20 protein-coding genes are annotated in these 22737 nt (G+C 61.8%); 14 read left to right on the plus strand and 6 right to left on the minus strand.

Annotated elements, in window-relative coordinates:
• Nucleotides 1–391: 391 nt before the first annotated feature.
• Nucleotides 392–2218: a translational GTPase TypA gene (typA, locus tag SIC17_RS05645; RefSeq protein WP_291894930.1), complete on the minus strand. Its 1827-nt coding sequence runs from the start codon at nucleotides 2216–2218 to the stop codon at nucleotides 392–394.
• Between the two features lie 81 nt (nucleotides 2219–2299).
• Nucleotides 2300–2764 carry a MarR family winged helix-turn-helix transcriptional regulator gene (locus SIC17_RS05650; RefSeq protein ID WP_412546640.1) on the minus strand — a complete coding sequence of 155 codons (465 nt, stop codon included), beginning with the start codon at nucleotides 2762–2764 and terminating at the stop codon, nucleotides 2300–2302.
• A gap of 112 nt (nucleotides 2765–2876) precedes the next feature.
• Between SIC17_RS05650 and hppD the strand changes: the two genes are divergently transcribed.
• The 4 genes from hppD (at nucleotide 2877) to SIC17_RS05670 (ending at nucleotide 6112) form a co-directional block, all read left to right on the plus strand.
• Nucleotides 2877–3959, plus strand: coding sequence for a 4-hydroxyphenylpyruvate dioxygenase (gene hppD / locus SIC17_RS05655; protein ID WP_291894934.1), 1083 nt, complete (start codon nucleotides 2877–2879; stop codon nucleotides 3957–3959).
• Nucleotides 3960–3970: 11 nt separating this feature from the next.
• Nucleotides 3971–4504, plus strand: a complete 534-nt coding sequence (locus tag SIC17_RS05660) for a VOC family protein (protein ID WP_291894936.1) — start codon at nucleotides 3971–3973, stop codon at nucleotides 4502–4504.
• 178 nt (nucleotides 4505–4682) lie between these two features.
• Nucleotides 4683–5408: a hypothetical protein gene (locus SIC17_RS05665; protein WP_291894937.1), complete on the plus strand. Its 726-nt coding sequence runs from the start codon at nucleotides 4683–4685 to the stop codon at nucleotides 5406–5408.
• Nucleotides 5405–6112, plus strand: coding sequence for a hypothetical protein (locus SIC17_RS05670; protein WP_412546641.1), 708 nt, complete (start codon nucleotides 5405–5407; stop codon nucleotides 6110–6112). The genes SIC17_RS05665 and SIC17_RS05670 overlap by 4 nt, the downstream gene beginning before the upstream one ends.
• Here the strand turns inward: SIC17_RS05670 and SIC17_RS05675 are convergent.
• Both SIC17_RS05675 and SIC17_RS05680 read right to left on the minus strand, forming a co-directional pair.
• Nucleotides 6109–6801 carry an SOS response-associated peptidase gene (locus SIC17_RS05675; RefSeq protein WP_412546642.1) on the minus strand — a complete coding sequence of 231 codons (693 nt, stop codon included), beginning with the start codon at nucleotides 6799–6801 and terminating at the stop codon, nucleotides 6109–6111. The two genes, SIC17_RS05670 and SIC17_RS05675, sit on opposite strands and share 4 nt — an antisense overlap.
• A 168-nt stretch (nucleotides 6802–6969) precedes the next feature.
• The gene (locus SIC17_RS05680; protein WP_412546643.1) at nucleotides 6970–7452 is read right to left on the minus strand and encodes a hypothetical protein; all 483 of its coding nucleotides are present in this window, start codon (nucleotides 7450–7452) and stop codon (nucleotides 6970–6972) included.
• Nucleotides 7453–7852: 400 nt separating this feature from the next.
• Between SIC17_RS05680 and metX the strand changes: the two genes are divergently transcribed.
• The 5 genes from metX to rfaD all read left to right on the plus strand — a co-directional run bounded on the left by metX (nucleotide 7853) and on the right by rfaD (nucleotide 12987).
• Nucleotides 7853–8815 carry a homoserine O-succinyltransferase MetX gene (gene metX / locus SIC17_RS05685; protein ID WP_412546644.1) on the plus strand — a complete coding sequence of 321 codons (963 nt, stop codon included), beginning with the start codon at nucleotides 7853–7855 and terminating at the stop codon, nucleotides 8813–8815.
• Nucleotides 8812–9945, plus strand: coding sequence for a trans-sulfuration enzyme family protein (locus tag SIC17_RS05690; protein WP_412546645.1), 1134 nt, complete (start codon nucleotides 8812–8814; stop codon nucleotides 9943–9945). The genes metX and SIC17_RS05690 overlap by 4 nt, the downstream gene beginning before the upstream one ends.
• 72 nt (nucleotides 9946–10017) lie before the next feature.
• Entirely contained in the window at nucleotides 10018–11478 is a 1461-nt protein-coding gene (gene rfaE1, locus SIC17_RS05695; RefSeq protein WP_412546646.1) for a D-glycero-beta-D-manno-heptose-7-phosphate kinase, read from the plus strand.
• Nucleotides 11471–12001: a D-glycero-alpha-D-manno-heptose-1,7-bisphosphate 7-phosphatase gene (locus SIC17_RS05700; RefSeq protein ID WP_412546647.1), complete on the plus strand. Its 531-nt coding sequence runs from the start codon at nucleotides 11471–11473 to the stop codon at nucleotides 11999–12001. The genes rfaE1 and SIC17_RS05700 overlap by 8 nt, the downstream gene beginning before the upstream one ends.
• 2 nt (nucleotides 12002–12003) lie before the next feature.
• On the plus strand, nucleotides 12004–12987 hold the full coding sequence (rfaD, locus tag SIC17_RS05705) for an ADP-glyceromanno-heptose 6-epimerase (protein WP_412546648.1): 984 nt from the start codon (nucleotides 12004–12006) through the stop codon (nucleotides 12985–12987).
• Between the two features lie 41 nt (nucleotides 12988–13028).
• Here rfaD and glpK read toward each other — a convergent pair whose 3' ends face one another.
• Nucleotides 13029–14522, minus strand: coding sequence for a glycerol kinase GlpK (glpK, locus tag SIC17_RS05710; RefSeq protein ID WP_412546649.1), 1494 nt, complete (start codon nucleotides 14520–14522; stop codon nucleotides 13029–13031).
• A gap of 93 nt (nucleotides 14523–14615) precedes the next feature.
• Here glpK and SIC17_RS05715 point away from each other — a divergent pair, with 93 nt between their 5' ends.
• The 5 genes from SIC17_RS05715 to SIC17_RS05735 all read left to right on the plus strand — a co-directional run bounded on the left by SIC17_RS05715 (nucleotide 14616) and on the right by SIC17_RS05735 (nucleotide 21623).
• Nucleotides 14616–15563 (plus strand): alpha/beta fold hydrolase, encoded by a 948-nt coding sequence (locus tag SIC17_RS05715; protein ID WP_291894951.1) that lies wholly within the window; start codon nucleotides 14616–14618, stop codon nucleotides 15561–15563.
• A gap of 3 nt (nucleotides 15564–15566) precedes the next feature.
• The gene (locus SIC17_RS05720; protein WP_412546650.1) at nucleotides 15567–16748 is read left to right on the plus strand and encodes an NAD(P)/FAD-dependent oxidoreductase; all 1182 of its coding nucleotides are present in this window, start codon (nucleotides 15567–15569) and stop codon (nucleotides 16746–16748) included.
• Between the two features lie 135 nt (nucleotides 16749–16883).
• The gene (locus SIC17_RS05725; RefSeq protein ID WP_291894955.1) at nucleotides 16884–17942 is read left to right on the plus strand and encodes an efflux RND transporter periplasmic adaptor subunit; all 1059 of its coding nucleotides are present in this window, start codon (nucleotides 16884–16886) and stop codon (nucleotides 17940–17942) included.
• A gap of 12 nt (nucleotides 17943–17954) precedes the next feature.
• Nucleotides 17955–21197 carry an efflux RND transporter permease subunit gene (locus tag SIC17_RS05730; RefSeq protein ID WP_412546651.1) on the plus strand — a complete coding sequence of 1081 codons (3243 nt, stop codon included), beginning with the start codon at nucleotides 17955–17957 and terminating at the stop codon, nucleotides 21195–21197.
• Between the two features lie 9 nt (nucleotides 21198–21206).
• On the plus strand, nucleotides 21207–21623 hold the full coding sequence (locus SIC17_RS05735) for a DUF1330 domain-containing protein (protein WP_291894959.1): 417 nt from the start codon (nucleotides 21207–21209) through the stop codon (nucleotides 21621–21623).
• Here the strand turns inward: SIC17_RS05735 and SIC17_RS05740 are convergent.
• Nucleotides 21620–22714: a PQQ-dependent sugar dehydrogenase gene (locus SIC17_RS05740; RefSeq protein ID WP_291894961.1), complete on the minus strand. Its 1095-nt coding sequence runs from the start codon at nucleotides 22712–22714 to the stop codon at nucleotides 21620–21622. The genes SIC17_RS05735 and SIC17_RS05740 overlap by 4 nt on opposite strands.
• Nucleotides 22715–22737: the final 23 nt, after the last annotated feature.

Below are 22737 nucleotides of genomic sequence, written 5' to 3' on the forward strand. Positions count from 1 at the left end.
GCCGACCCTTCGGGGTCATAAGGGCATGGCAGACAGCAGACCCGTGTGCGGGAGGTCCCTAACCCCTGCTCAAGAATAAATCCCGGTTTCACCGGCCTTCCGCATGCCTCTCACTCCAGATCGCGAGATCGTGGAGATTTTGGTGCTTCCCCCTCCGCCCCTTCGGGGCACCTCCCCCTGGAGGGGGAGGAAAAAGAGTGAGGCTCCCCCGACGCCAAAGGCGTCGCAAGCGCGACTGCGCGTCGGCGCCCATGCGCCGCCCCTTCGAAGGCGTGAGCGAAGCGAATTGCCGTGAGATCAAATAACCACGTCGCAAGCGCGACCGCGCGTCGGGCGGTCAGCCCGCCCCATCGGAGCCGCGAGCGCAGCGAGTTGGCGTGAGATAAAAGACTTACCCCGCCTGGCGCTTTTCCTTTTTGCGCTCGTGTTCCTTGAGGAAGATCTTGCGGATACGGATGCTCTCGGGTGTCACCTCGACCAGTTCATCATCGTCGATGAATTCCAGCGCGTATTCCAGCGTGACCTTGATCGGCGGGGTCAGGACGATGTTCTCGTCAGTGCCGGACGCACGCATATTGGTCAGCTTCTTGCCCTTGGTCGGGTTGACGATCATGTCTTCCTCGCGCGCATTCACGCCGATCAACATGCCTTCATAGATATCCACGCCATGGCCCAGGAAGAGCTTGCCGCGTTCTTGCAGGTTGAAGAGGGCAAAACCCAGAACCTTGCCGTCGACCATGGAGACCATGGCACCGTTATGGCGCTGTCCGATGACGCCGTCGGTTTTCGGCGCGTAGTGGTCGAAAGTGTGGAACATCAGGCCCGTGCCCGAGGTCAGGGTCAGGAATTCGGAGCGGAAACCGATCAAGCCGCGCGTCGGGATGACATAGTCGATGCGCACACGTCCGTGCCCGTCCGGAACCATGTTCTTCAGCTCGGCCTTGCGGGTGCCGAGTTTTTCCATGACGCCGCCCTGGTGTTCCTCTTCCATGTCGATGGTGAGGCTTTCATAGGGCTCGCAGATCTCGCCATCGATCTCTTTCAGGACCACGCGCGGGCGACCGACCGCCAGCTCGTATCCCTCGCGACGCATGGTCTCGATGAGGATGGACAGGTGCAACTCGCCGCGACCGGAAACCGTGAACTTGTCCGGATCGTCCTGCTGCTCGACCTTCAGCGCCACATTGTGGATCAGCTCGCGCTCGAGTCGGTCCTTGATATTGCGGCTGGTGACGTATTTGCCCTCGCGACCGGCAAACGGGCTGTCATTGACCTGGAAGGTCATGGACAGGGTCGGCTCGTCGACGGAGAGCGGCGGCAGGGCCTCGACATGCTCCGGATCACACACCGTGTCCGAGATCTTGAGATCCTCGATGCCGGTAAAGGTGATGATATCGCCAGCCTGGGCGCTGTCACGCTCGACCCGCTCCAGTCCGTGGAAACCGAAAACCTGCAGGACACGGCCCTTCACTTCGCGGCCATCCGGCTTGGCGACAACAACCGGCTGGTTCTTGGTGACCTTGCCACGGTGCACGCGGCCAATACCGATCACGCCGGTGAAGGAAGAATAGTCCAGAGCGGAGACCTGCAGCTGCAGCGGGCCGTCCAGATCCAGATCCGGCTTGGGCGTGTGTTTGGTGATCATCTCGAACAGCGGCTCCATGTCGGTGCCGATCTCGCCGGCCTCGTTCGCGGCCCAGCCCTGCAGGGCAGAGGCATAGACGACCGGAAAGTCGAGCTGTTCTTCATTGGCGCCGAGACGATCAAACAGATCAAAGGTCTGGTCCACGACCCAGTCCGGGCGTGCGGACGGGCGGTCAGCCTTGTTGATGACGACGATCGGCTTGAGACCACGAGCCAGGGCCTTCTTGGTGACGAAGGAGGTCTGCGGCATCGGGCCATCGACCGCATCGACCAGCAACAGAACGCCATCGACCATCGACAAGACGCGCTCGACCTCGCCGCCGAAATCGGCGTGTCCGGGCGTGTCCACGATATTGATCGACCAGTCACCCCAGGTCACCGCCGTGTTCTTGGCCAGGATGGTGATGCCGCGCTCTTTTTCCAGATCATTGGAGTCCATGACACGATCCGGCGTCGCCGCGCGCTCGTCGAGCGTGCCCGATTGTTTGAGCAGCTGGTCAACCAGCGTGGTCTTGCCGTGGTCGACGTGGGCTACGATGGCGATGTTACGGAGCTTATCGAGAGAAGCGCTCATGGACGTGTTCCTGCGTTAGAAGGCGCGCCCTCTTACGCCGCCACAGGTGCGCTGGCCAGTACTTATTCCGTCGTGCATGATTTATTGCGGATCCGGCAGCACGGCCTTGAGTTTGCGCAACATGGCCAGCAGGTTTGCGCGGTCCCCCGGACTCAGCTCGGCCTGGGCCTCAGCGGGCACGCTTTCCACGCGCGGCAACACGTCCTGGTACAGGCGCTCACCCTTGCGGGTCATGTAGAGATGGCTGACCCGGCCATCGGCCTGCGAGGCCTGTCGCTTGACCAGGCCAAGATCGAGCAGGGCCTTGGTGGCGCGGGAGACGATGCCCTTGTCCATCGGCGTCATCTGCACGACTTCCACTGCGGTACGCCCCGGCTTCTCTGCAATCGCTGCCAGCACCCGCCATTGTGACAGGTTGAGATCGGCATGCTCCTTCACGACAGCGGCGGTCGAGCGCGAGATGCGATCAGCAAGCACGACCATCTGATAGGGCCAGTAGTCTTCCAGCGAAAGAATGGCGGGCGGAGTGATTTGCGTGTCAGTCATGAAATCAATTTAGTTGTTTTTACAACTTGACGCAATAACAACAAAAAATATATGTTAGGTTCCAATGAGGGCTAGAGCGCCCGGGATCCATACAAGATAAATGAGGTTTGGCATGGCCGATCTGTTCGAAAACCCGATTGGGCTTTGTGGTTTTGAATTCGTTGAATTCGCTGCTGAAGAGCGTGGCATCATCGAGCCGATCTTCGAAGCCATGGGCTTCACCCACATCGCCAATCACCGCTCCAAGGATGTTGAGCTGTGGCGCCAGGGCGATATCAACTTCATCATCAATTACGAGCCGGAAACCCAGGCCGCCTTCTTCGCCAAGGAACACGGACCGTCGGCCTGTGGCATGGCGTTCCGCGTGAAGAACGCAGCTGAAGCCTATGAAGAATGCCTTGATCGTGGTGCCGAGCCGGTCCTGACCGAAGCAGGCATTTCCGAATTGGTCATCCCGGCCATCAAGGGTATCGGTGGTGCGTCCATCTACCTGGTCGACCGTTTCGGTCCGGAAAACTCCATCTACGACATCGATTTCGAATACCTCGAAGGTGTCGACCGCAATCCCAAGGGCTGTGGTTTCAATGTCATCGATCATCTGACGCACAACGTCTACAAGGGTCGCATGGACTATTGGGCGGAGTATTACGAGAACCTCTTCAACTTCCGTGAGATCCGCTATTTTGACATCAAGGGTGAGTACACCGCCCTCCTGTCCCGCGCGATGACCGCTCCGGACGGGCTGATCCGTATTCCGCTGAACGAGGAAAAGTCGGAAAAAGTCGGCCAGATCGAGGAGTATCTTCGCGAGTACAAGGGTGAAGGCATCCAGCACATCGCCTTCTCCTGTGACAACCTGATTGAATGCTGGGACCGCCTGGAAAAGGCCGGCACCAAATTCATGACTGCGCCGCCGGAAACCTATTACGACATGCTGGAAGAGCGCCTGCCGGGCCATGGCGAGCCGACCGAGGAATTCCGCAAGCGCGGCATCCTGCTCGATGGCACCACCGAAGGCGGCAGCCCGCGCCTCCTGCTGCAGATCTTCTCTGAGAAGGCCATCGGCCCGATCTTCTTCGAGTTCATCCAGCGCAAGGAAGACGAAGGTTTCGGCGAAGGCAATTTCAAGGCCCTGTTCGAAAGCATCGAGCGCGACCAGATCAATCGCGGCATACTGAACACCGAAAACGCTTAAGGGAGAGGTCGATGACCGTCGAGCTGAAGCGCATTCACCACGTCGCCTATCGCTGCAAGGACGCGAAGGAAACCGTCGAGTTCTACAAGCGGGTGATGAACATGGATCTGGTCCTGGCGATTGCCGAGGACGAGGTGCCGTCCACGAAGGCTCCGGATCCCTACATGCACATCTTCCTGGATGCCGGCATGGGCAATGTCCTGGCCTTTTTCGAACTGCCCAACTCGCCGGAGATGGGCCGCGACGAACAAACGCCGCAGTGGGTCCAGCACATCGCCTTCGAGGTCGAGAACCTGGACAAGCTCAACGAAGCCAAGACGCATGTAGAGGCGGAAGGCCTGGACGTGCTCGGTCCGGTCAATCACGGCGTCTTCAAGTCGATCTACTTCTTCGACCCGAACGGTCACCGCCTGGAACTGGCCGCCAATACCGGCACGCCGGACCAGATGAAGCAGCTCAACGAGGTTGCGCCGCTGATGATTGAAGAATGGAGCCAGACTAAGCGCGCCCCACGGCACGCCGCCTGGCTGCACGAACAGGATTGATCCCCCTCTCCTGTTGGTGTCCTCCCCACCATGAAACGCCCCGGTCCACACCCGGGGCGTTTTTCTTTGGCGATTGAACCGTCAGGCCTCGAGACCCCTGCGCCCCCTTTCCCTGTCGCCTTGTCGTTGAAATTGCCTATCATGCCACTCAACCAACAGGGGATATTCGGGGGCGCACATGATCCTCACCAACATCACCAAGGCCCTGCGCGAACAGAACTGGCTCGCGGTCGGCATCGAGTTTGTCATCGTCATCCTGGGTGTCGTGGTCGGTTTCCAGGTCACCGCCTGGAACGCCGCGCGCCAGGACCGGGCTTTGGAGCAGGCCTATCTCGAGCGGCTTGCCAGTGAATTCGAAGCCATCCAGGTCGAGTTGAGCGATCAGCATGGCGATCTCGATGATGCCCGCGAACACTCCTTGCGCTTCATTGACGCCGTCGACCGACAGGACACGGAGACAATGCAGGCCAATGCCTCTGCCTTGATCGTGATTACCCGGGTCTCTGAAGTCCAGATCCAGTCTGCCGCCCTTGTTGAACTGATTTCCAGCGGCCGGCTGGGCCTGGTTCGCAATGAAGAACTGCGCGCGGCTCTCGCTCGAATTCCGCTGCTGGAGGCTGATGCTCATGGCGTCTTTGATCAACTCAAGGCCCAGCAGGTCGATCTGGTATCCGAGCTGCGCCCCTATGTCCGTGTCGAAACTGAAGGATACAGTCTCTCTGATGTCATTCTTCTTAATCGCGCGATGACGGACAGTGAAGCGCTGGCAAACACGCTGTCCTATTCGGTCTATGTGAGCAATGCGGCCAGGCTGTACATTGCGGTCTTGCAGTCGAATGTGCGCGAAGTTCAGGATCTGATTGATGCAGAACTCAATCCCGTAGCTGGTGGAGAGACCCCATGATCCTCAAACGTCTGACGACTGCCGTCCGCGAACAGAACTGGACTGCGGTCATCATCGAGTTCGTGATCGTACTCTCCGGTGTGGTGATCGGTTTTCAGATCACGGCCTGGAATGAAACGCGCCAGGACGCCGACCGGGAAGCCCTGATCATTTCGCGGCTCCATACTGACTTTGTTGCCATCGAAAGCGATGTCGAAGCCGTTATCGCGGACCTGAACCGGCGCTCCGAAGCGGCCGGTGGCTTCCTTGGCATGATCCGGGACGACACCGTTGAGACGGCAAGCGCGGAATACCAGCTCGGTCTGGCCAATACAATCGGCACGCCGGTGCCCGCGGGGCGCTCGGCCACCTATGTCGATCTTCTCGAGAGCGGTGACATGCGCCTGATCCGGTCCGAGGAGCTTCGCCGCGCCCTGATCGAATTCGACGAACAGGTGCGCCGCCACGAGATGGCCTATGAAACCCTGGCCACCCTGGTGATCGACAATACCGGCGTGCTCCTGGACTATCAGTCGCTGTTGCGAGCCGTCGGATCGGAGCCCGGTATCTATGCCGAGGCGATCGAGGCCACACGGCGCTCACCGGAACTGATCACCAGCGCCCAGATGATGCAGAATGTCAGTCAGGTGAACCTCGCCTGGCACCGGGGACGCCAGACAACGACCCAGGCGGTCCTGGCTGCGCTGCAGGGGGAGCTCGACTAGACCAGCCGCGCCTGCGGTCCGTCGCCGGGCTCGATCAGCCACTCGCCCTCGGTGCGCACATTGCCGACCGACTTGTTGGCCTCGCGCATCTGCATGCTGCCATCGGGCAGGCCCTTGAGCATGGGTTCGATCTCGTCATTGGCGGCGTCAGGGCTCATCCACAGATCATACTGGTCCGGACGCAGGATGACCGGCATGCGCGTATGGATGTCCGACATTTCCTTGTTGGGTGCCGTGGTCAGGATGGTGAAGCTCTGCAGCGTTTCACCCTCGATCTCTGCTTCGTCCCACAGGCCGGCGAAACCGAACCAGTCCTGGTCTTTCACGGTGATCCACCAGGGTTGTTTCGCACCCTTCTTGCCCGTCCATTCATAAAAGCCGATCGCCGGCACAATGCATCGACGCTTTTTGAACGGCTCCCGGAAACTTGCCGTCGTCGCAGCGGTTTCCGACTTGGCATTGAAGGTCGAGAACTTCATCTCGCCGAGCGGCTTCTGCCAGAAAAACGGCACCAGCCCCCAGCGCGCCATGACCGCCTCGGTATGGTCCTCGGCATAACGGATGATCGGCGCAGACTGGGTCGGAGCCACATTCCAGCGCGGCTGCATGTTCAATGCCGCCTGCTGGAGCTTGAACATCTCCTGCAGGATCCACCATTCCAGCTTGCCAAGCGCATAACGACCACACATGGGGGCAGGTTAGCGGGTTTTCGGGGGTTAGGGGATTGCTGAGTTCAGGGTGGGGCTGGAGGAAGCGTGTTCGGCTTTGGGGCCATGCCCGGACATGGAAAATGTCTCTGTCCCAATTGCTTCGGAGGAAACCTGCCACGTTATGGCCTGGCCGCTCTCACCTCTGCCTCACAGTCGGCTAAGGCGGCCATCGTTGTTCCAATCGTTGTAGTCAATTTCGTGGATACATTCATACACATCTGTGCCCCCGTTCCTCTGCGTCTGAATAAACACAGGACGTAGGATTTGGCGATCGTTGCCAAGATAACCCAAAACAGTCACAACTTCGCCATCCAACGCCTGGACGCAAATGAAAGACAATCGATCAATGTCTAGGACGTGAAAGGCTCCAAGACCACGCTCGCTGGTGATTTCCACGTTTCCACTGGACGTAACACTTAATCGTCCCTCGAAGAAGAACGGCGCGCCGACCATCGCATCATATTTTTCGGCGTCATCCAGTACGGTTGTCCCGATCCCCCCGGGCTGAATCTCGCTAGGCGAAATCCAGTCGCATGCGGAAAGAATCACAAACGTGCAGCTACACAAAACAAGCCGACTAATCACAGTCTCTCCTCCGTCTGGCGCTAAGTATGGCATCAACATTCTCATTGGTTCCACTAACCACGTCTACACTTATGCGGCTAGCGCGACTATCGACAGTTGGGACCGACACCCCCGTCATCCTGACGAAGATCGGGGCCCAGTTCACAAGGCTGGGTTCCGCTCCAGAACGCACCATCACCCGAAACACCGCGCCCTTCGAACTGGGCCCCGATCTTCATCGGGGTGACGGTGTTTGTGGCTGCATTTGTCCCTCCCACTGCCAGATTCAACGCTTGACACACATAAACATATCTTTATACGTGGTCACGCGCCGATTTGATGTTCAGCTTGCGGGCGCGGAAGAAGTACGGCTAAAGCGGAACGGATATGGTGCAGTCATCCCCCCGAAGCGCGCCATGATCCGTATCGGTCGGCGCACACTTCTTCCCGCTTGCGGGGAAGTAAGATGACTGCCACCGCCACACTCGATCCAAATCTCGAATCCGAACTGGACATCGACTGTATCGATCTGGAAGCCGGCTTTATCGCCGACACTGGAGAGGAACTCTGTGTGGGTGGCCGCATCATGGGCGCGGCAGATACGCCGGTTGTCGTGGTGCTGGGCGGAATTTCCGCTGATCGCCATGTCGCCGACAGTGCGTGCGGAGCTGGGTGGTGGAGAGATTTCACCGGCGGCAACAGCCCGCTGGATCCGAACGGATGCCGTATCCTGTCGATCGATTTTGTTGCGGACGCCTCGGCTCATTTCCCGAGCACCCGTGACCAGGCTGCAGCCATCCTCGCCCTCGCCGATGCGGCGGGCGTGGATCGGCTCAGCGTGATCGGATCGTCCTATGGAGGCATGGTCGCCCTGGCCCTCGCCTCCATCGCCCCCGAGCGTATCGAAAAGGCCCTGGTCATCTCGGCCGCCCACAAACCCTCGGCCATGGCCCGCGCCTGGCGGTCGATCCAGCGCGAGACCGTCGAGCTGGCGATCCGGCATGGTGACGGCAAGGCCGGTCTGGACCTGGCGCGCCGCCTCGCCATGACGACCTATCGTACGCCGGACGAGATCGAGGACCGTTTCTTCGAACCGGATCCGGACAGCCGCGATGCCAACGGTATCGAGGCTTATCTGCAATGCCGCGGCGCGGACTTCACCACACGCATGAGCCCGGAACGTTTCCTCGCTCTGTCGCACTCCATGGATGGCCATGAGGTCGATCTCTCGGCCATCGAATGCGAGGTGACCTATGTCGCCGTGCGCGAGGATCGCCTGGTCCCGATCGAGCAGATCAGGTCCGCGGCGGACCAGACGCCGAAATCGCGCTTCCTCGAACTGACCAGCTATTACGGACATGATGCCTTCCTGAAAGAGGTCGACGCCATTTCCAGCATTCTCGCCGGCTTCACCGGAGCGGGTCGATGAGCGGGGAACGTACGCGTGCCATCCGCGCCGGTCTGAACAGCGACAAGACCTGGAATGCGGTCATCCCGCCGGTCTCCCTGTCGACCGCCTATCGCCGCGAGGAGGCCGGGGTCAAACCGGCCTATGACTATGCCCGCACCGGCAATCCGGGCCGCGATACGCTGGCCCAGGCCATCGGCGAACTGGAAGGCGCGCAGGGCACGGTCGTCACCGCATCCGGCATGGCCGCGATCGATCTCCTCTTGCATGACCTGCCCTTTGGCGCCCGCGTCATCTGCAGCCATGACGCCTATGGCGGCACCCGGCGCCTGCTCGATGCCCGCGCCAATGGTGGGCGGCTGTTGCCCGTCTATGTCGACACCGCAGATCTGGACGCCGTCGAAACGGCCCTGGCGGAACCGGTAGCGCTGGTCCTGGTTGAAACCCCGTCCAATCCGCGCCTGCGCATTTCCGATATCCGGGCAATCAGCGCCCTCGCCCGCGAGGCCGGGGCCGAGACCGCTGTCGACAACACGGTTCTCTCGCCCATCCTGCAACGACCGATCGAGCTGGGCGCGGACTATTCCGTGCAATCGATCACCAAGATCATCAATGGCCATTCCGACATGGTCGGCGGTGCTGTGTCCTGCCGCTCTGCGACACGCGCCGAGCAGTTGGCCTGGTGGGCCAATTGTGTCGGCGTGGGCGGTGGCGCCTTTGACGCCTATCTGGCCCTGCGCGGCCTGCGCACCCTGCCGGTCCGCGCGCGTGAACAGGGCAAGAGTGCCGCACGCATCGCCCAATGGCTGCAACAGGACGAACGCGTCGCCCGCGTCGACTATCCCGGCCTGGACAGCCATCCCGGCCACACGCTGGCGACAACCCAGCAATCCGGCTTCGGCCAGCTGATCTCAATCGAACTCGCCGGGGGCGTTGCAGACGAGACCGTCAACCGTCTCGCCCTGTTCTCCCTGGCGCAGAGTCTCGGGGGCGTGGAGAGCCTGGTGAATATCCCCGCAAAGATGACCCATGCCTCCATGTCCCCCGAGGCGCGTCTTGAGGCCGATGTACCGGATCACCTGATCCGCCTGTCCATTGGACTGGAAGACGCGGAAGATCTGATCGCTGACCTCGACCAGGCGCTCGGCTGAGCACTTCACAGGACACTTTCGCTTAATCGCCCAGACGCTTATACCTTGGCCATACAGCCATCAGGGGGCGTCATGTCGCGCAGCAGCGAATGGATTGAAGCGTTTCGGGGACGCAAGCTCGTCGTCTTCGGCGATGTCATGCTGGATCGCTATACCTTTGGCGACTCAACGCGCATCTCGCCGGAAGCCCCGGCGCCTGTCTTCAAGGCCGAACGTGTCGACGCCATGATTGGCGGCGCGGGCAATGTCGCGCGCAATATCGTCTCGCTCGGCGGGAAGGCCGTGCTGATCGGTGCCATCGGTGCGGACGCGGCCGGCCGGGAATTGCAGGCGGCAATCGAGGCCGAGGACGGGCTGAGCGCAGCCCTGGCCATCAATCCCGACATGCGCACGGCGGTGAAAAATCGCTATGTCGCCAAGAACCAGCAAATGCTGCGCGTCGACGAGGAAGATGTCGGCGACCAGCCGGACAGTGTCGTCGCAGACATGATGTCCAGCCTGGCCACCGCCCTGGACGGTGCCAGCGCCCTGGTCATCTCCGACTATGCCAAGGGCGTGCTGACCGAGGATGCGATTGCCCGGGCCTGTGCGATCGCGAACGACCGCAACCTTCCGGTCGTTGTCGACCCCAAGGCGCGTGACCTGTCGCGCTATCGCGGCGCCACCGTGGTGACGCCAAACGCCAAGGAAACCGAGGAAGCCACCGGCCTATCCTGTGTCAGCGATGCCGGCGCGGAGGCCGCAGCACGCGCCATCGCCCAACAGGTGGGCTGTCCAATGGTCGTTGTCACCCGGGGACCGCAGGGCATGACCGTCCGCAATGCCGATGACGGCATCACCCACCTGCCCACAGCGGCCCAGGAAGTGTTCGATGTCTCCGGTGCGGGCGACACGGTGGTTGCGGCGCTGGCGCTGGGACTGGGTTCAGGGCTCGCCGTCGAGGACGCCGCGGAACTGGCCAATCGCGCAGCCGGCGTGGTGGTCGCCAAGGTTGGCACCGCCACCGCTTCCGCTGCCGAGCTGCACATCGCCATGCATGGCACGGCCCCCGACGGTCGCCTCACGGTGTCACTGGACGGCGCTGTGGCCGCGACCCGCGCCTGGCAGGCCCAGGGCCAGTCGGTCGTGTTCAGCAATGGCTGTTTCGACCTGCTGCATCCCGGCCATGTCAGCCTGCTCGCCTTTGCGCGGGAACAGGGTGACAAGCTGATCGTCGCCATCAATTCAGACGCCTCGGTCAAACGCCTGAAAGGCCCTTCCCGCCCCGTACAGGACGAAGACAGCCGCGCCCTGGTCATGGAAGCCCTGCGTTTTGTCGACCTGGTGGTGATCTTCAACGAGGACACGCCGCTGGAAGCCATCACCGCCATCCAGCCGGACGTGCTGGTCAAGGGCGCCGACTACAAGCCCGGTGACGTGGTCGGCGGTGACGTTGTGACCGGCCGTGGCGGACGCATCGCGCTTGCCCCGCTGGTCGACGGCCAGAGCACGACGGCCGCCATCGCCCGCGCCAATGGACCCGAGAATGTCTGAGCCATTCCTGGTGATGCTGGATCGTGACGGCACGATCAATGTGGACAAGCATTACCTGGCAGATCCGGCAGGGCTGGACCTCCTGCCCGGTGCCGTGGACGGCCTGGTCAAGCTGCGTGATGCGGGCGCCGTCCTGTGCATCGTCACCAATCAATCGGGCATCGGCCGCGGTTATTTCGACCGCACGACAGCGGACAGCATCAATGATGCCCTGGTGGAGATGCTCAAGCCGCATGGCATCACCTTCGCCCACATCGCGCTCTGCCCGCACGCGCCGGATGAAGTGTGCGAATGCCGCAAACCCGCGCCCGGCATGGCGCTGGAGTGCGCACAGGCGACAGGCCTGGCACTGGCGGACAGCTGGGTCATCGGTGACAAGGCCAGCGATGTCGGACTGGCGAACAATACCGGCGGTCGCGGCATTCTCATTTCCGGTGAAACCGATATACAGGCCGGACAGGTCTTCACTGCACCATCGCTCAGCGAGGCTGCGGACTATATTCTTCAAGCAAGGGCAAGCTAGCCATGTTCATCGTCACCGGCGGCGCCGGATTTATCGGCTCCAATATCGTTGCTCACCTGTGTGAACAGGGCAAGGACGTCGCTATCATCGACGAGCTGGGTGATGAGGCGAAGTGGAAGAATATTGCCAAACACGTGCTGGAAGACGTCATCCATCCCGACCAGACCTTCGAGGCGCTGGAACGGCATCGTGACCGCGTCGAGGCGATCATCCACATGGGCGCCATCTCGGCGACGACCGAACGCGATGCCGATCTGATCGCCCGCACCAATTTCACCCTGTCCCGCGACCTGTGGGACTGGTGCTGCGAGAATGGCGTGCCCTTCGTCTATGCCTCGTCCGCTGCGACCTATGGCGATGGCGATGAGGGCTTCAATGATGATGACGACGCGGCGTCGATGGCAAAGCTGCGCCCGCTCAATGCCTATGGCTGGAGCAAGTGGCAGTTTGATTGCTGGGCGCGCAACCAGGTCGACAAGGGCCGGGTCGCCCCGCCGCGCTGGGCCGGCTTGAAGTTCTTCAACGTCTATGGCCCCAACGAGATGCACAAGGGCTCCATGCGCTCGGTCGCCATCCAGGTGTTCGAACAGGTCATGGAGACCGGCAAGATGCGCCTGTTTGCCTCCGACCACCCTGATTACGAGGACGGCGGTCAGCTTCGCGATTTTGTCTGGGTCGAGGATTGCGCCCGTACGGCCATCTGGTGTGCCACCGAGATGGAAGAGAGCGGCATCTACAATGTCGGCTCCGGCAAAGCCCGCAGTTTCAAGGACCTGGCGATCGCCGTCTTCAACGCCATGGGCCGCGAACCTGTGCTCGACTATTTCGACATGCCGGACAAGCTGAAGGGCCAGTACCAGTATTTCACCGAAGCCCGCATGAGCCGTCTCGTGGCGGCCGGCTGCCCGGTCAACGCCACCCCGCTGGAAGAAGGCGTCCGCCGCTATGTCCAGGATTTCCTGGCGACGGATGATCCGTATCGCTAGAACCTCTCTTCCACTTGAGGCGAAGTGTCCCGAACGCGGCCTTACCTCGTCCGGACACGTCCAACCGCATCCGTCCAGCCCGCGCGTGCGGTATCCCGCAGGCCAGCGTCCGCGCCAGGTTTGAAAGCCGCATCCACGGACCAGCCATCACGTCCGGCCTCCAGGCTGGCGATCAGGCCGGACTGCAGTCCGGCGAGGAAGGCCGCGCCCCAGGCGGTGGTTTCGGTATTGCTGGGCCGCACGACATCAACGCCGGTCAAATCCGACATGCGCTGCAACAGGCCGTCATTGCGGACCATGCCGCCATCCACCCGCAGCTCGGTCACCTCGACCCCGTCTGCGCGCATCGCGTCCAGCAGATCACAGGTCTGGTGCACGGTTGAATCGAGCGCCGCGGCCGCTATCTCGGCACGGCCGGCACCCCGCGTCAGGCCGGTAATCGCAGCCCGCGCATCAGGATCCCAGTAGGGCGCGCCCAGCCCGGTAAAGGCCGGCACCAGATAGACGCCGCTTTGCGGATCTGCCTCGCGCGCCAGCGCCTCGACCTCGGACGCGCGCGAAATAATGCCCAGCCCGTCGCGCAGCCACTGGATTGTCGACCCCGCGGACAGGACCGAACCCTCAAGCGCATAGACGGGCTTGCCGCCGAGCGAATAGGCGATGGTCGTCAACAGCATGTTGGAAGAATAGACCGGCTTGTCGCCGGTATTGACCAACATGAAGGCGCCGGTGCCATAGGTTGATTTCATCTCGCCTTGACGGAAACAGGCCTGGCCGACCGTGGCCGATTGCTGGTCGCCCGCCACGCCCTGGATCGGCAGGGACCGGCCGAAATGGCTCTCATCGACCTCACCGAACTCGGCGGCACAATCACAGACGTCCGGCAACAGGGCCGCAGGGACCTTGAACAGCTCAAGCAGGTCGGCATCCCACGCACCGGACACGATATTGTACAGCGAGGTGCGGCTGGCATTGGTCGCATCGGTCTTGTGCGCCACACCGCCGGTCAGCTTCCAGATCAGCCAGGTATCAATGGTACCAAAGGCCAGCTCGCCCGCCTCGGCCCGGGCCCGGGCACCGTCAACATGGTCCAGGATCCAGGCGATCTTGCTGGCCGAGAAATACGGGTCGAGGACGAGGCCCGTGCGTTCGCGCACCCGGTCTTCCTCGCCCCCAGCGCGCAGGGCTGCACAAGTCTCAGCGGTCCGGCGATCCTGCCAGACGATGGCATTGTGGATGGGCGCTCCGCTGGCCCGGTCCCAGACAACAGTTGTCTCACGCTGGTTGGTGATGCCAACTGTCTCGACCTTCCAGCCCTTCTTCTCGGCTGCGCGCATGGCATCACGGGACGTAGAGAGAACCGTCGCCCAGATCACTTCAGGATCGTGCTCGACCCAACCGGGATGCGGGTAGATCTGGGCAAACTCGGCCTGAGCCAGGGCGATGACTTCACCATCGGGTGAGAACACGATGGCGCGGGAACTCGTCGTGCCCTGGTCAATGGCCAGGATCGCCTTGCGTTTGCGATTGAACATGCTCTCTCCCCCGAAATTCACTCAACTGCGACTATAGCCATGACGGGCAAAGAAAAAACGCGCTAAGTTCATTTCACCAATCAAGGAGCGATCATGGCCGAGACCGGTTTCACCCAAGCAGTCCTGGACAGCCCGAGCGGGGCGAAGCTGGCGATCTATACCCGCAGCGCCGACATTCCGGCGCGCGGCATCGTGCATGTCAATCACGGTCTCGCCGAGTGTGCGAGCCGCTATGCGCCCTTTGCCGACTATCTCGCCAGTCGCGGATATCACACCATCGCACAGGATCATCGCGGCCACGGGCACACGACGGCGGAAGATGGCGGCGCGCGCCGGTTCGCTGACAAGGATGGCTGGGACAAGCTGATGGCCGACGTAAAGGCCGTCGAGGACCATGCCAAGTCAATGTGGCCGGATCTGCCCCTGGTTGTTTTCGGCCATTCGATGGGCGCAGTCATCACCACCAATCATGTCATGCGGGAACCGGACTCGGTCGCCGCTGCCGCGATCTGGAATGGTAATATGGCCATTGGCGGCATGAAGTCTGTGATGCGCCTGATCCTCTTCTTCGAAGCCCTGGTGGGCGGGCCCAACACGCCCAGCCTGACCATCGACAAGATGACGTTCAACGGCTGGAGCAAACGCTTCCCGGACCACAAACAGATGCCAGACTCGACGTCGGTCTGGCTGTCACGCGATCTCGAACAGGTACGCCTGTATGACGAGAATCCGATCTGTGGCTGGCCGTCCTCGGTCTCGCTCTGGCGCGACTTCCTGTCTGGCGTGGCCTTCGCCGAGGACAATGCCAATTTCGCGAACATCGCCAAGGACAAGCCCTTCCACCTGATCGGCGGATCCAAGGACCCGGCGACCAATAACGGCAAGACCGTCCGGCATCTCTACAAGCGCCTGAAAAAGGCCGGTTTCAAGGATGTCGAGTTCCAGATCCTCAAGGGCTTCCGCCACGAGACGCTGAACGAGATCGGGCGCGAGCATCAGATGGAAGCCTTTGCCGACTGGCTGGACAAGGTCACCGGCTAATCCATGCAACCCGTCGACGTTGCCATCATCGGAGCCGGCGCTGCCGGACTTTTCTGCGCGATCGAGGCGGGCAAGCGCGGTCGCTCCGTCGCTGTCATCGAGCACAGCAAGGCGCCTGCCGAGAAAATCCGCATCTCCGGCGGCGGGCGGTGCAATTTCACCAACCTGCACGCCGAGCCCGGCAACTACCTGTCGGACAACCCGCACTTCGTGAAGTCTGCGCTCAAGCGCTACACCCAGTACGACTTCATCGACTGGGTCGATGGCCATGGCATCGCCTGGCATGAAAAAACCCTGGGCCAGTTGTTCTGTGATGTCTCTGCCAAGCTGATCATCGAAGCCCTGGTGGGCGAGCTCAACGCGGCCGGCGGCCAGCTGCACCTGAACACGGCAGTGAGCACGTTGGAGCGCGAGGGCGACGGGTTTCGCCTGACCCTGAACGACGGAACAGGTCTGAGTTGCCAATCCCTGGTAATCGCCAGCGGCGGCAAGTCCATCCCGAAGATGGGTGCGACCGGCTTTGCCTATGATATCGCCCGGCAGTATGGCCTGAATGTCACCGAGACCCGCCCGGCACTTGTGCCCCTGACCTTCTCTGGTGACCGTCTCGATCAGTTCAAATCCCTTGCCGGCGTCGCCTGCGACACACGCATCGTCAACGCGCGCAAGGGTTTCGACGAGGCCATGCTGTTTACCCATCGTGGTCTAAGCGGTCCGGCCATCCTGCAGATCTCGTCATATTGGCGCGAAGGCGAGGACATCCGTGTCCACCTGCGACCGGAGCTCGACTGGTTCACCGAGCTGGCCACGTTCAAGGCCGCGCACGGTGCCCAGGGACTTGGCAAGGCCCTTGCCCAGCATCTGCCAGACCGCCTCGCCCAGGCCATGAGCGAAGAGATCAACGCGCCCGGCAAGATGGCAGAAACTTCCAGCAAACGCCTGCACGAAATCGCTGACACGCTTTCGGCCTGGACGCTTACTCCAACGGGCTCGGAGGGCTATCGTACCGCGGAAGTCACCCTCGGCGGCGTCGACACCCACGACCTCGACAGCAAGACGATGCAAGCGCGATCGCACGGCAATCTCTATTTCATCGGTGAGGCAGTGGACGTCACCGGCTGGCTGGGCGGATATAACTTCCAGTGGGCCTGGTCATCCGGCTGGGTGGCCGGCCAGTGCGTCTGATCCGCGCACTTCGCATATTCTGATACCGGAATGCACAAATAATCGTCGCCAAGCCTGTCTGGCGAGAGTATGAACACTGTTAACTCCAGACAAATCCCCCCTCAGGGGCCGTGTTTCAGTACAGGCCGCACACCCATGAATCGCTCTCACCTGACCGCAATCAGCATCCTTGTCTTCGTCGTTCTCGTCTTCACGATCGGCACGCTCGCCTCGAGTGACGAGACAGCACCTGAAGCCAGCTCCAGTTCCGAGCCCGAGCTGTTCGAAGTCGTCGTCCGCCGCGTCACCGCCCAGCCGCGCCCGGCTGTGCTTGGCCTTCGGGGACGCACCGAGGCTTTCCGCGAGGTACTTGTCCGCGCCGAAACCGGTGGCCGCGTTGTCGAGACGCCGGCGATCGAGGGCGAGCTGATCGCCGAGGGCGATATCATGTGTCGCCTGGACGTCGATGCGCGTGAAGCCGCGCTGGACCAGGCCCGGGCAGATCTGCGGTCACGCCAGCTGGAATATGATGCCGCGGTCGAACTCTCCAATCGCGGTCACCGCTCGGCCAACCAGGTCGCAGCCATGGCCGCCGCCCGGGATGCCGCCCTCGCCCAGCTGGAAGCCGCCCGCCAGGAGATGGACAACATCCTGCTGCGCGCACCGTTTGACGGCTTTTTCGATGGTCGCACCGCAGAGATCGGTGACTATCTGCGCCCGGGCGATGCCTGCGGCGCCGTGGTCCAGCTGGACCCGATCCTTGTCGTCGCCGAAGTCGCCGAACGTGACGTCGCCGGTCTGAGCATCGGCATGCCGGCCCGGGCTGAACTGGTTACCGGCGAGACGATCGAGGCGCAGGTCCGGTTTGTCGAGCGCCGCGCCGACCCCGCCACCCGCACCTTCCGTGTCGAGGTCGAGGCACCGAACCCGGACGGCCTGCTGCGCTCGGGCGTGACCGCCGACATCAACATACCGCTGCAGGCCCAGCCCGCGCATCGTGTTCCAACCACCATCCTCGCGCTCAATTCCGAGGGCGAGCTGGGTGTCCGTATCGTCGAGGGTGATGATGTGGTGCGTTTCGTCCCCGTCGCCCTGCTCAGCGATGACGGCGAGGAAGTCTGGGTTGCCGGATTGCCCGAGCCAGCCAATGTCATTGTTCTCGGACAGGAATTTGTCGCCGAAGGCACCCGCGTGCGCTCGCGTCGCGAAAACTAGGGGAAGTTGACCATGACAGGCATAGTCGATTTTGCCATCAACCGGTCCAGGATGATCCTGGCCATTTTCGTGTGCGCCCTGCTCGCCGGCCTCCTGTCTTTCCTGACCCTGCCCCGCGAAGCGGACCCGGACATTCCCTTTCCGTTTGTGATCATCACCGTGCCGCTGGCCGGAATCTCTCCGGAGGACGCCGAACGCCTCATCGTGCGCCCGACCGAGACGGAACTGCGCGCGCTCGATGACATGGAAGAACTCGACAGTGTCGGCACCCTCGGCGCCGGCGTGCTGGTCGCCGAATTCTCTGTACCATTTGATTCCGACCAGGCCGTGCTCGATGTGCGCGAAGCCGTCGACATGGCGCGCCGGGAATATCCGGAAGAAGCGCGTGAACCGGTCATCCAGGAGTTCAACTCCGCCCTTGCCCCGACCATCGCGGTCCAGGTCTATGGCGAAGCGCCGGAACGCACGATCTATCGTATCGCCCGCGATCTCGAGGAAGAGCTGGAAACCCTGCCGGAAATCCTGCAGGTCGACATCCAGGGCATTCGCGATGAATTGCTGGAGATCGTGGTGGATCCGGCCCTGCTGGAAACCTATGGCGTCACCTATGGGCAGTTATTCAATGCCGTTCAGTCCAACAACCAGCTCATTGCTGCGGGGTCCCTGGACAGTGGTGATGCGCGTTTCCAGGTCAAGGTTCCCGGCCTGTTCGAGACGGCCGAGGATGCGCTCAATCTGCCGCTGACCAGCTCTGGCGATGCAGTGGTCACACTGCAGGACGTCGCCACCGTGCGGCGGACCTTCAAGGATGCCGACAGTTTCTCCCGTTACAACGGCCAGACCGCCTTCACACTCCAGGTCGTGCGCCGTTCCGGCGAAAACATCATGGATACGTCCACGCGTGTGCGCGAACTGACCTCCCAGATCGCCGAGACCTGGCCGTCGACCGTGCGGTATGATTTCAGCCTGGACCTGTCGACCTATGTTCGTGACAGCCTGAACTCTCTGACCAGCTCGATCATGCTGGCCATTCTCCTGGTTCTCATCGTGGTCGTCGCCGCGCTGGGCCTGCGCTCCGCCCTGCTGGTCGGTCTCGCCATCCCCTCCAGCTTCCTTTTCTCTTTCCTGCTGCTGGATATCTACGGGCTGACCATCAACATGATGGTGATGTTCGCCATGGTCCTGGCCGTGGGCCTGCTGGTCGATGGCGCCATTGTCGTGGTGGAGTATGCCGACCGGAAACTGGCCGAGGGCGAGACCCGGATCGAAGCCTATCGCCAGGCCGGCAAGCGCATGTTCTGGCCGATCATCTCCTCCACAGCGACCACACTGGCGGCTTTCCTGCCCTTCCTGTTCTGGGATTCCATTCCTGGCCAGTTCATGGCCTTCCTGCCTCTGACCCTGATATTCGTCCTGTCTGCCGCACTGGTGATGGCACTGATATTCCTGCCTACGCTCGGCTCTGTGCTGGGCAAGAAGGGTGGCGAAGCTGACAAGGACAGCGCGCTGGCGCACCTCAATGCCCAGGAGGGTGGACAGCCAACCGAACTACCCGGCTTCACCGGCCTCTATGCCCGCATGATCTCTGCGCTGGCACGGCGCCCGGGCATGGTTGCCCTTGGCACAATGGTGGTGGTCTTCAGTGTAATGTTCGCGTTCATCGCACAATCCGGCGGGGCCTTCGGCGGCCCCAAGCGCACCGAATTCTTTATCGATGCCGAGCCGGAACAGGTCTATGTCTTTGTTCGCGCCCGCGGCAATCTCTCACCGGAAGAGCAATACCAGCTGGCGCTACAGGCAGAGCGACGCATTGATGGCATTGAAGGCATCAAGGGTTATTACACCGTCGCCGGCGCCCCTCCGGGCGCTTCGCCCTTCGATGGCACGGGAGGCGCGCCCGCCGATACGATCGCGCGCATATTTGTCGAATTCCATCCCTTCGGCCAACGTCCGAATGGCCGCCTGATCGAAGCCAATATCCGCGAGGCCCTTGTCGGCCTGCCCGGCGTGATCGTCGAGGTCCGACGCTTCCAGCAAGGCCCTCCCGTGGGCAAGGACGTCCAGGTTCAATTGCGCTCAGACGATGCTGCAGCCCTGGTCGCCGCGACCCGTCTGGTACGCGGCTATATCGACCAGTTCGAAGGTCTCACTGATATCGAGGACACCTTGCCCTTGCCGGGTGTTGAATGGCGCCTGGATGTGGACCGCGAGGAAGCCGGTCGCTTCGGTGCGGACGTGGCCCAGGTCGGTGCGGCCGTCCAGCTGGTCACCTCGGGCACGCTGGTTGGTCGTTATCGTCCTGATGATGCGGACGAGGAAGTCGATATCCGCGTGCGTTTCCCGGCTGATGACCGAGATATCAGCCGTCTGGACGATCTGCGTGTGAATACGGTCGCCGGCGCGGTTCCAATATCAAACTTCGTCACTCGCGAAGCGAGGCCGCGGGTCGACAGCATCAGCCGCCGCGATGGCCAGCGTTATTTCGTCGTGCGCGCCAACGCCGCCGAGGGCTATGCAGGCAACCTGCTGCTCGCCGATGTCCAGGACTGGGTGAATGCCCGTGTCGCCGACGGCACCATCCCGTCCCAGGTCGAAGTCAGCTATCTCGGTGCGGATGAGGAAAACGCCGAAGCCGGTGCCTTCTTTGCCGGCGCCATGATGGCCTCACTGTTCATGATGGCTGTGATCCTGCTCTGGCAGTTCAACAATTTCTGGCATGTCGTACTGACACTCCAGGCAGTCGTGCTCTCCGTGGTCGGCGTCTTCCTGGGGGTCTTCCTGACCTTCCCCTACATCTCCGTCCTTTTCCTGGGCACGGGCATCGTGACGCTGGCCGGAATTGTCGTGAACAATAATATCGTCCTGATCGACACGTTCCAGCGCCTGCGCGGTCTGGGCATGAGTGTCGACGAAGCCATCGTCCGCACGGCAGCCCAGCGTTTGCGCCCGGTCATGCTGACGACGATCACGACGATTTTCGGCCTGCTGCCAATGGTGTTCCAGATCAATGCCGACTTCGCCCACGCCCGCCTGCTCGTGGGTGGGCCGGCCAGTGAATGGTGGGTCCAGCTGTCCTCGGCCGTTGTCTGGGGCCTGGGTTTCTCGACCCTGCTGACCCTGGTGCTGACGCCGGTGATGCTGGGTGTTCCCTCTCGCCTGGGTAACTTCCGACGCAAGCTCATCAGCACTTTGATGGCCAGGCTTCGCCGCCATTTTCCCGGCTTGATCCAGCCCAAACAGCAATCTGCCGAATAGGAAAATCTGATGAGCCATGTCGACCCCACCCGCGAGGCCTTCCAGATCTTCAAGGATCTGGACCGGTCCTCTCCGATCCAGATGCTCAATCTGATCCGCCTGCGCGACAGGGCTATCTACCCCGACGGCCGCGAGGCGACGGGCAAAGAGGCCTATGCAAACTACGGAAAGTTCTCGGGGCCGATCTTCCAGCGTGTCGGCGGCACGATCCTGTGGCGCGGCGAGCCTCAGGTGACGCTGATTGGCCCGGCCGACGAGGCCTGGGATATTTCCTTCATCGCGGCCTATCCAACGGCAGGTGCCTTCCTGGAGATGGTCACCGACCCGGTCTATCAGAGCAACGCCGTGCCTCACCGCCAGGCCGCAGTCCTCGACAGCCGCCTTGTTCGTCACCACGTGCTGGATGGCTCCAACGTTTTCGGCTAGTCGCGATAAACGCGGATCAACTGGCCGTTATCGCTGTCGGTGATGGCCAAAAGGCTGCCGTCAGCGGCCAGACGCACATCACGGAAACGCGCCTCGAACTCGCTGAGCAGGACCGCCTGGTCGACCACCTGCCCGTCTTCGAGGTCAACCCAGCGGATATGGCCGCTCGCGATCGGTGCCTCGCCTGGGATAAGCGCGGCAACAAACAGATCCCCCTGCCATTCCGGGAACATGTCTCCGCTATAGAACGCCATGCCTGCCGGAGCGATGGACGGCGTCCAGTGCACCAGCGGCTCGGTCATGCCGGGATAGGTCTCGAACGGCGTGACCAGCGCACCCGTATAGTCGATGCCATAGGAGGTAATCGGCCAGCCGTAATTGCTGCCCTCGACCAGGAGATTGATCTCGTCGCCGCCTTGCGGTCCGTGTTCATGTGCATAGACCGCACCGCTAACCGGATCGACGACAACGGCCTGGGGGTTACGATGGCCGATGGTGAATATGCCGGGAGCTGCTTCATCAAACGGTGAGGCCAAGGCCTGACCATCCGCGTCAAGGTGTACAAATGATCCGTAGTGATTTCCGACCACCTGCGCCTGTTCGCGCAGGTCGAACCCATCCCCCAAGCCAAGCAGGATCGAACCGTCATTGAGGAAGACGAGGCGCGCGCCATAATGCACATCAGTGGTCCGGGGCGTGGATGTGAAGAGGGTTTCCAGGTCAAGCAATTGCCCGCCCTCGAACCGCGCCCGCCCGAGCGCCAGCACATTCTGGCGCGGCTGTCCGTCGGACCAGGTCAGATAGACCAGCCGGTTCTCGGCAAATCCGGGATGTGCCACGATGTCCAGCAATCCACCTTGTCCACCATAAAGCACATCCGGCACACCACCGACTGGCTCGGCCTGCAGGCTGCCGTCTCGATACCAGCGCAACTGACCAGTCTTCTCGGTGATCAGGATATCGCCATCAGGCAACTCAGCGACCGCCCAGGGATAGTCCAGCCCCTCGGCCAGCACTTCGGTCTGGAAATCCGGCTCGGCCGGGCTGGTGGCCTGCAGGGTCGCGGCCAGAAAAACACTTGTGAAGATCATCGTCCCTCACACCAAATCTCAGG

Origin of the sequence: Maricaulis sp. MIT060901 (assembly GCF_047123815.1) — a bacterium.
GTDB lineage: Bacteria > Pseudomonadota > Alphaproteobacteria > Caulobacterales > Maricaulaceae > Maricaulis.

Bases quoted from the DNA above. Each gene is read 5' to 3' on its own strand.
- hppD (WP_291894934.1), top strand. From the start codon at position 2,877: ATGGCCGATCTGTTCGAAAACCCGATTGGGCTTTGTGGTTTTGAATTC.
- SIC17_RS05650 (WP_412546640.1), bottom strand. From the start codon at position 2,764: ATGACTGACACGCAAATCACTCCGCCCGCCATTCTTTCGCTGGAAGAC.
- SIC17_RS05675 (WP_412546642.1), bottom strand. From the start codon at position 6,801: ATGTGTGGTCGTTATGCGCTTGGCAAGCTGGAATGGTGGATCCTGCAG.
- SIC17_RS05735 (WP_291894959.1), top strand. From the start codon at position 21,207: ATGAGCCATGTCGACCCCACCCGCGAGGCCTTCCAGATCTTCAAGGAT.
- rfaD (WP_412546648.1), top strand. From the start codon at position 12,004: ATGTTCATCGTCACCGGCGGCGCCGGATTTATCGGCTCCAATATCGTT.
- SIC17_RS05690 (WP_412546645.1), top strand. From the start codon at position 8,812: ATGAGCGGGGAACGTACGCGTGCCATCCGCGCCGGTCTGAACAGCGAC.
- rfaE1 (WP_412546646.1), top strand. From the start codon at position 10,018: ATGTCGCGCAGCAGCGAATGGATTGAAGCGTTTCGGGGACGCAAGCTC.
- SIC17_RS05680 (WP_412546643.1), bottom strand. From the start codon at position 7,452: ATGAGAATGTTGATGCCATACTTAGCGCCAGACGGAGGAGAGACTGTG.
- SIC17_RS05665 (WP_291894937.1), top strand. From the start codon at position 4,683: ATGATCCTCACCAACATCACCAAGGCCCTGCGCGAACAGAACTGGCTC.
- typA (WP_291894930.1), bottom strand. From the start codon at position 2,218: ATGAGCGCTTCTCTCGATAAGCTCCGTAACATCGCCATCGTAGCCCAC.
- SIC17_RS05660 (WP_291894936.1), top strand. From the start codon at position 3,971: ATGACCGTCGAGCTGAAGCGCATTCACCACGTCGCCTATCGCTGCAAG.
- SIC17_RS05720 (WP_412546650.1), top strand. From the start codon at position 15,567: ATGCAACCCGTCGACGTTGCCATCATCGGAGCCGGCGCTGCCGGACTT.
- SIC17_RS05715 (WP_291894951.1), top strand. From the start codon at position 14,616: ATGGCCGAGACCGGTTTCACCCAAGCAGTCCTGGACAGCCCGAGCGGG.
- SIC17_RS05730 (WP_412546651.1), top strand. From the start codon at position 17,955: ATGACAGGCATAGTCGATTTTGCCATCAACCGGTCCAGGATGATCCTG.
- metX (WP_412546644.1), top strand. From the start codon at position 7,853: ATGACTGCCACCGCCACACTCGATCCAAATCTCGAATCCGAACTGGAC.
- SIC17_RS05740 (WP_291894961.1), bottom strand. From the start codon at position 22,714: ATGATCTTCACAAGTGTTTTTCTGGCCGCGACCCTGCAGGCCACCAGC.
- SIC17_RS05725 (WP_291894955.1), top strand. From the start codon at position 16,884: ATGAATCGCTCTCACCTGACCGCAATCAGCATCCTTGTCTTCGTCGTT.
- SIC17_RS05670 (WP_412546641.1), top strand. From the start codon at position 5,405: ATGATCCTCAAACGTCTGACGACTGCCGTCCGCGAACAGAACTGGACT.
- SIC17_RS05700 (WP_412546647.1), top strand. From the start codon at position 11,471: ATGTCTGAGCCATTCCTGGTGATGCTGGATCGTGACGGCACGATCAAT.
- glpK (WP_412546649.1), bottom strand. From the start codon at position 14,522: ATGTTCAATCGCAAACGCAAGGCGATCCTGGCCATTGACCAGGGCACG.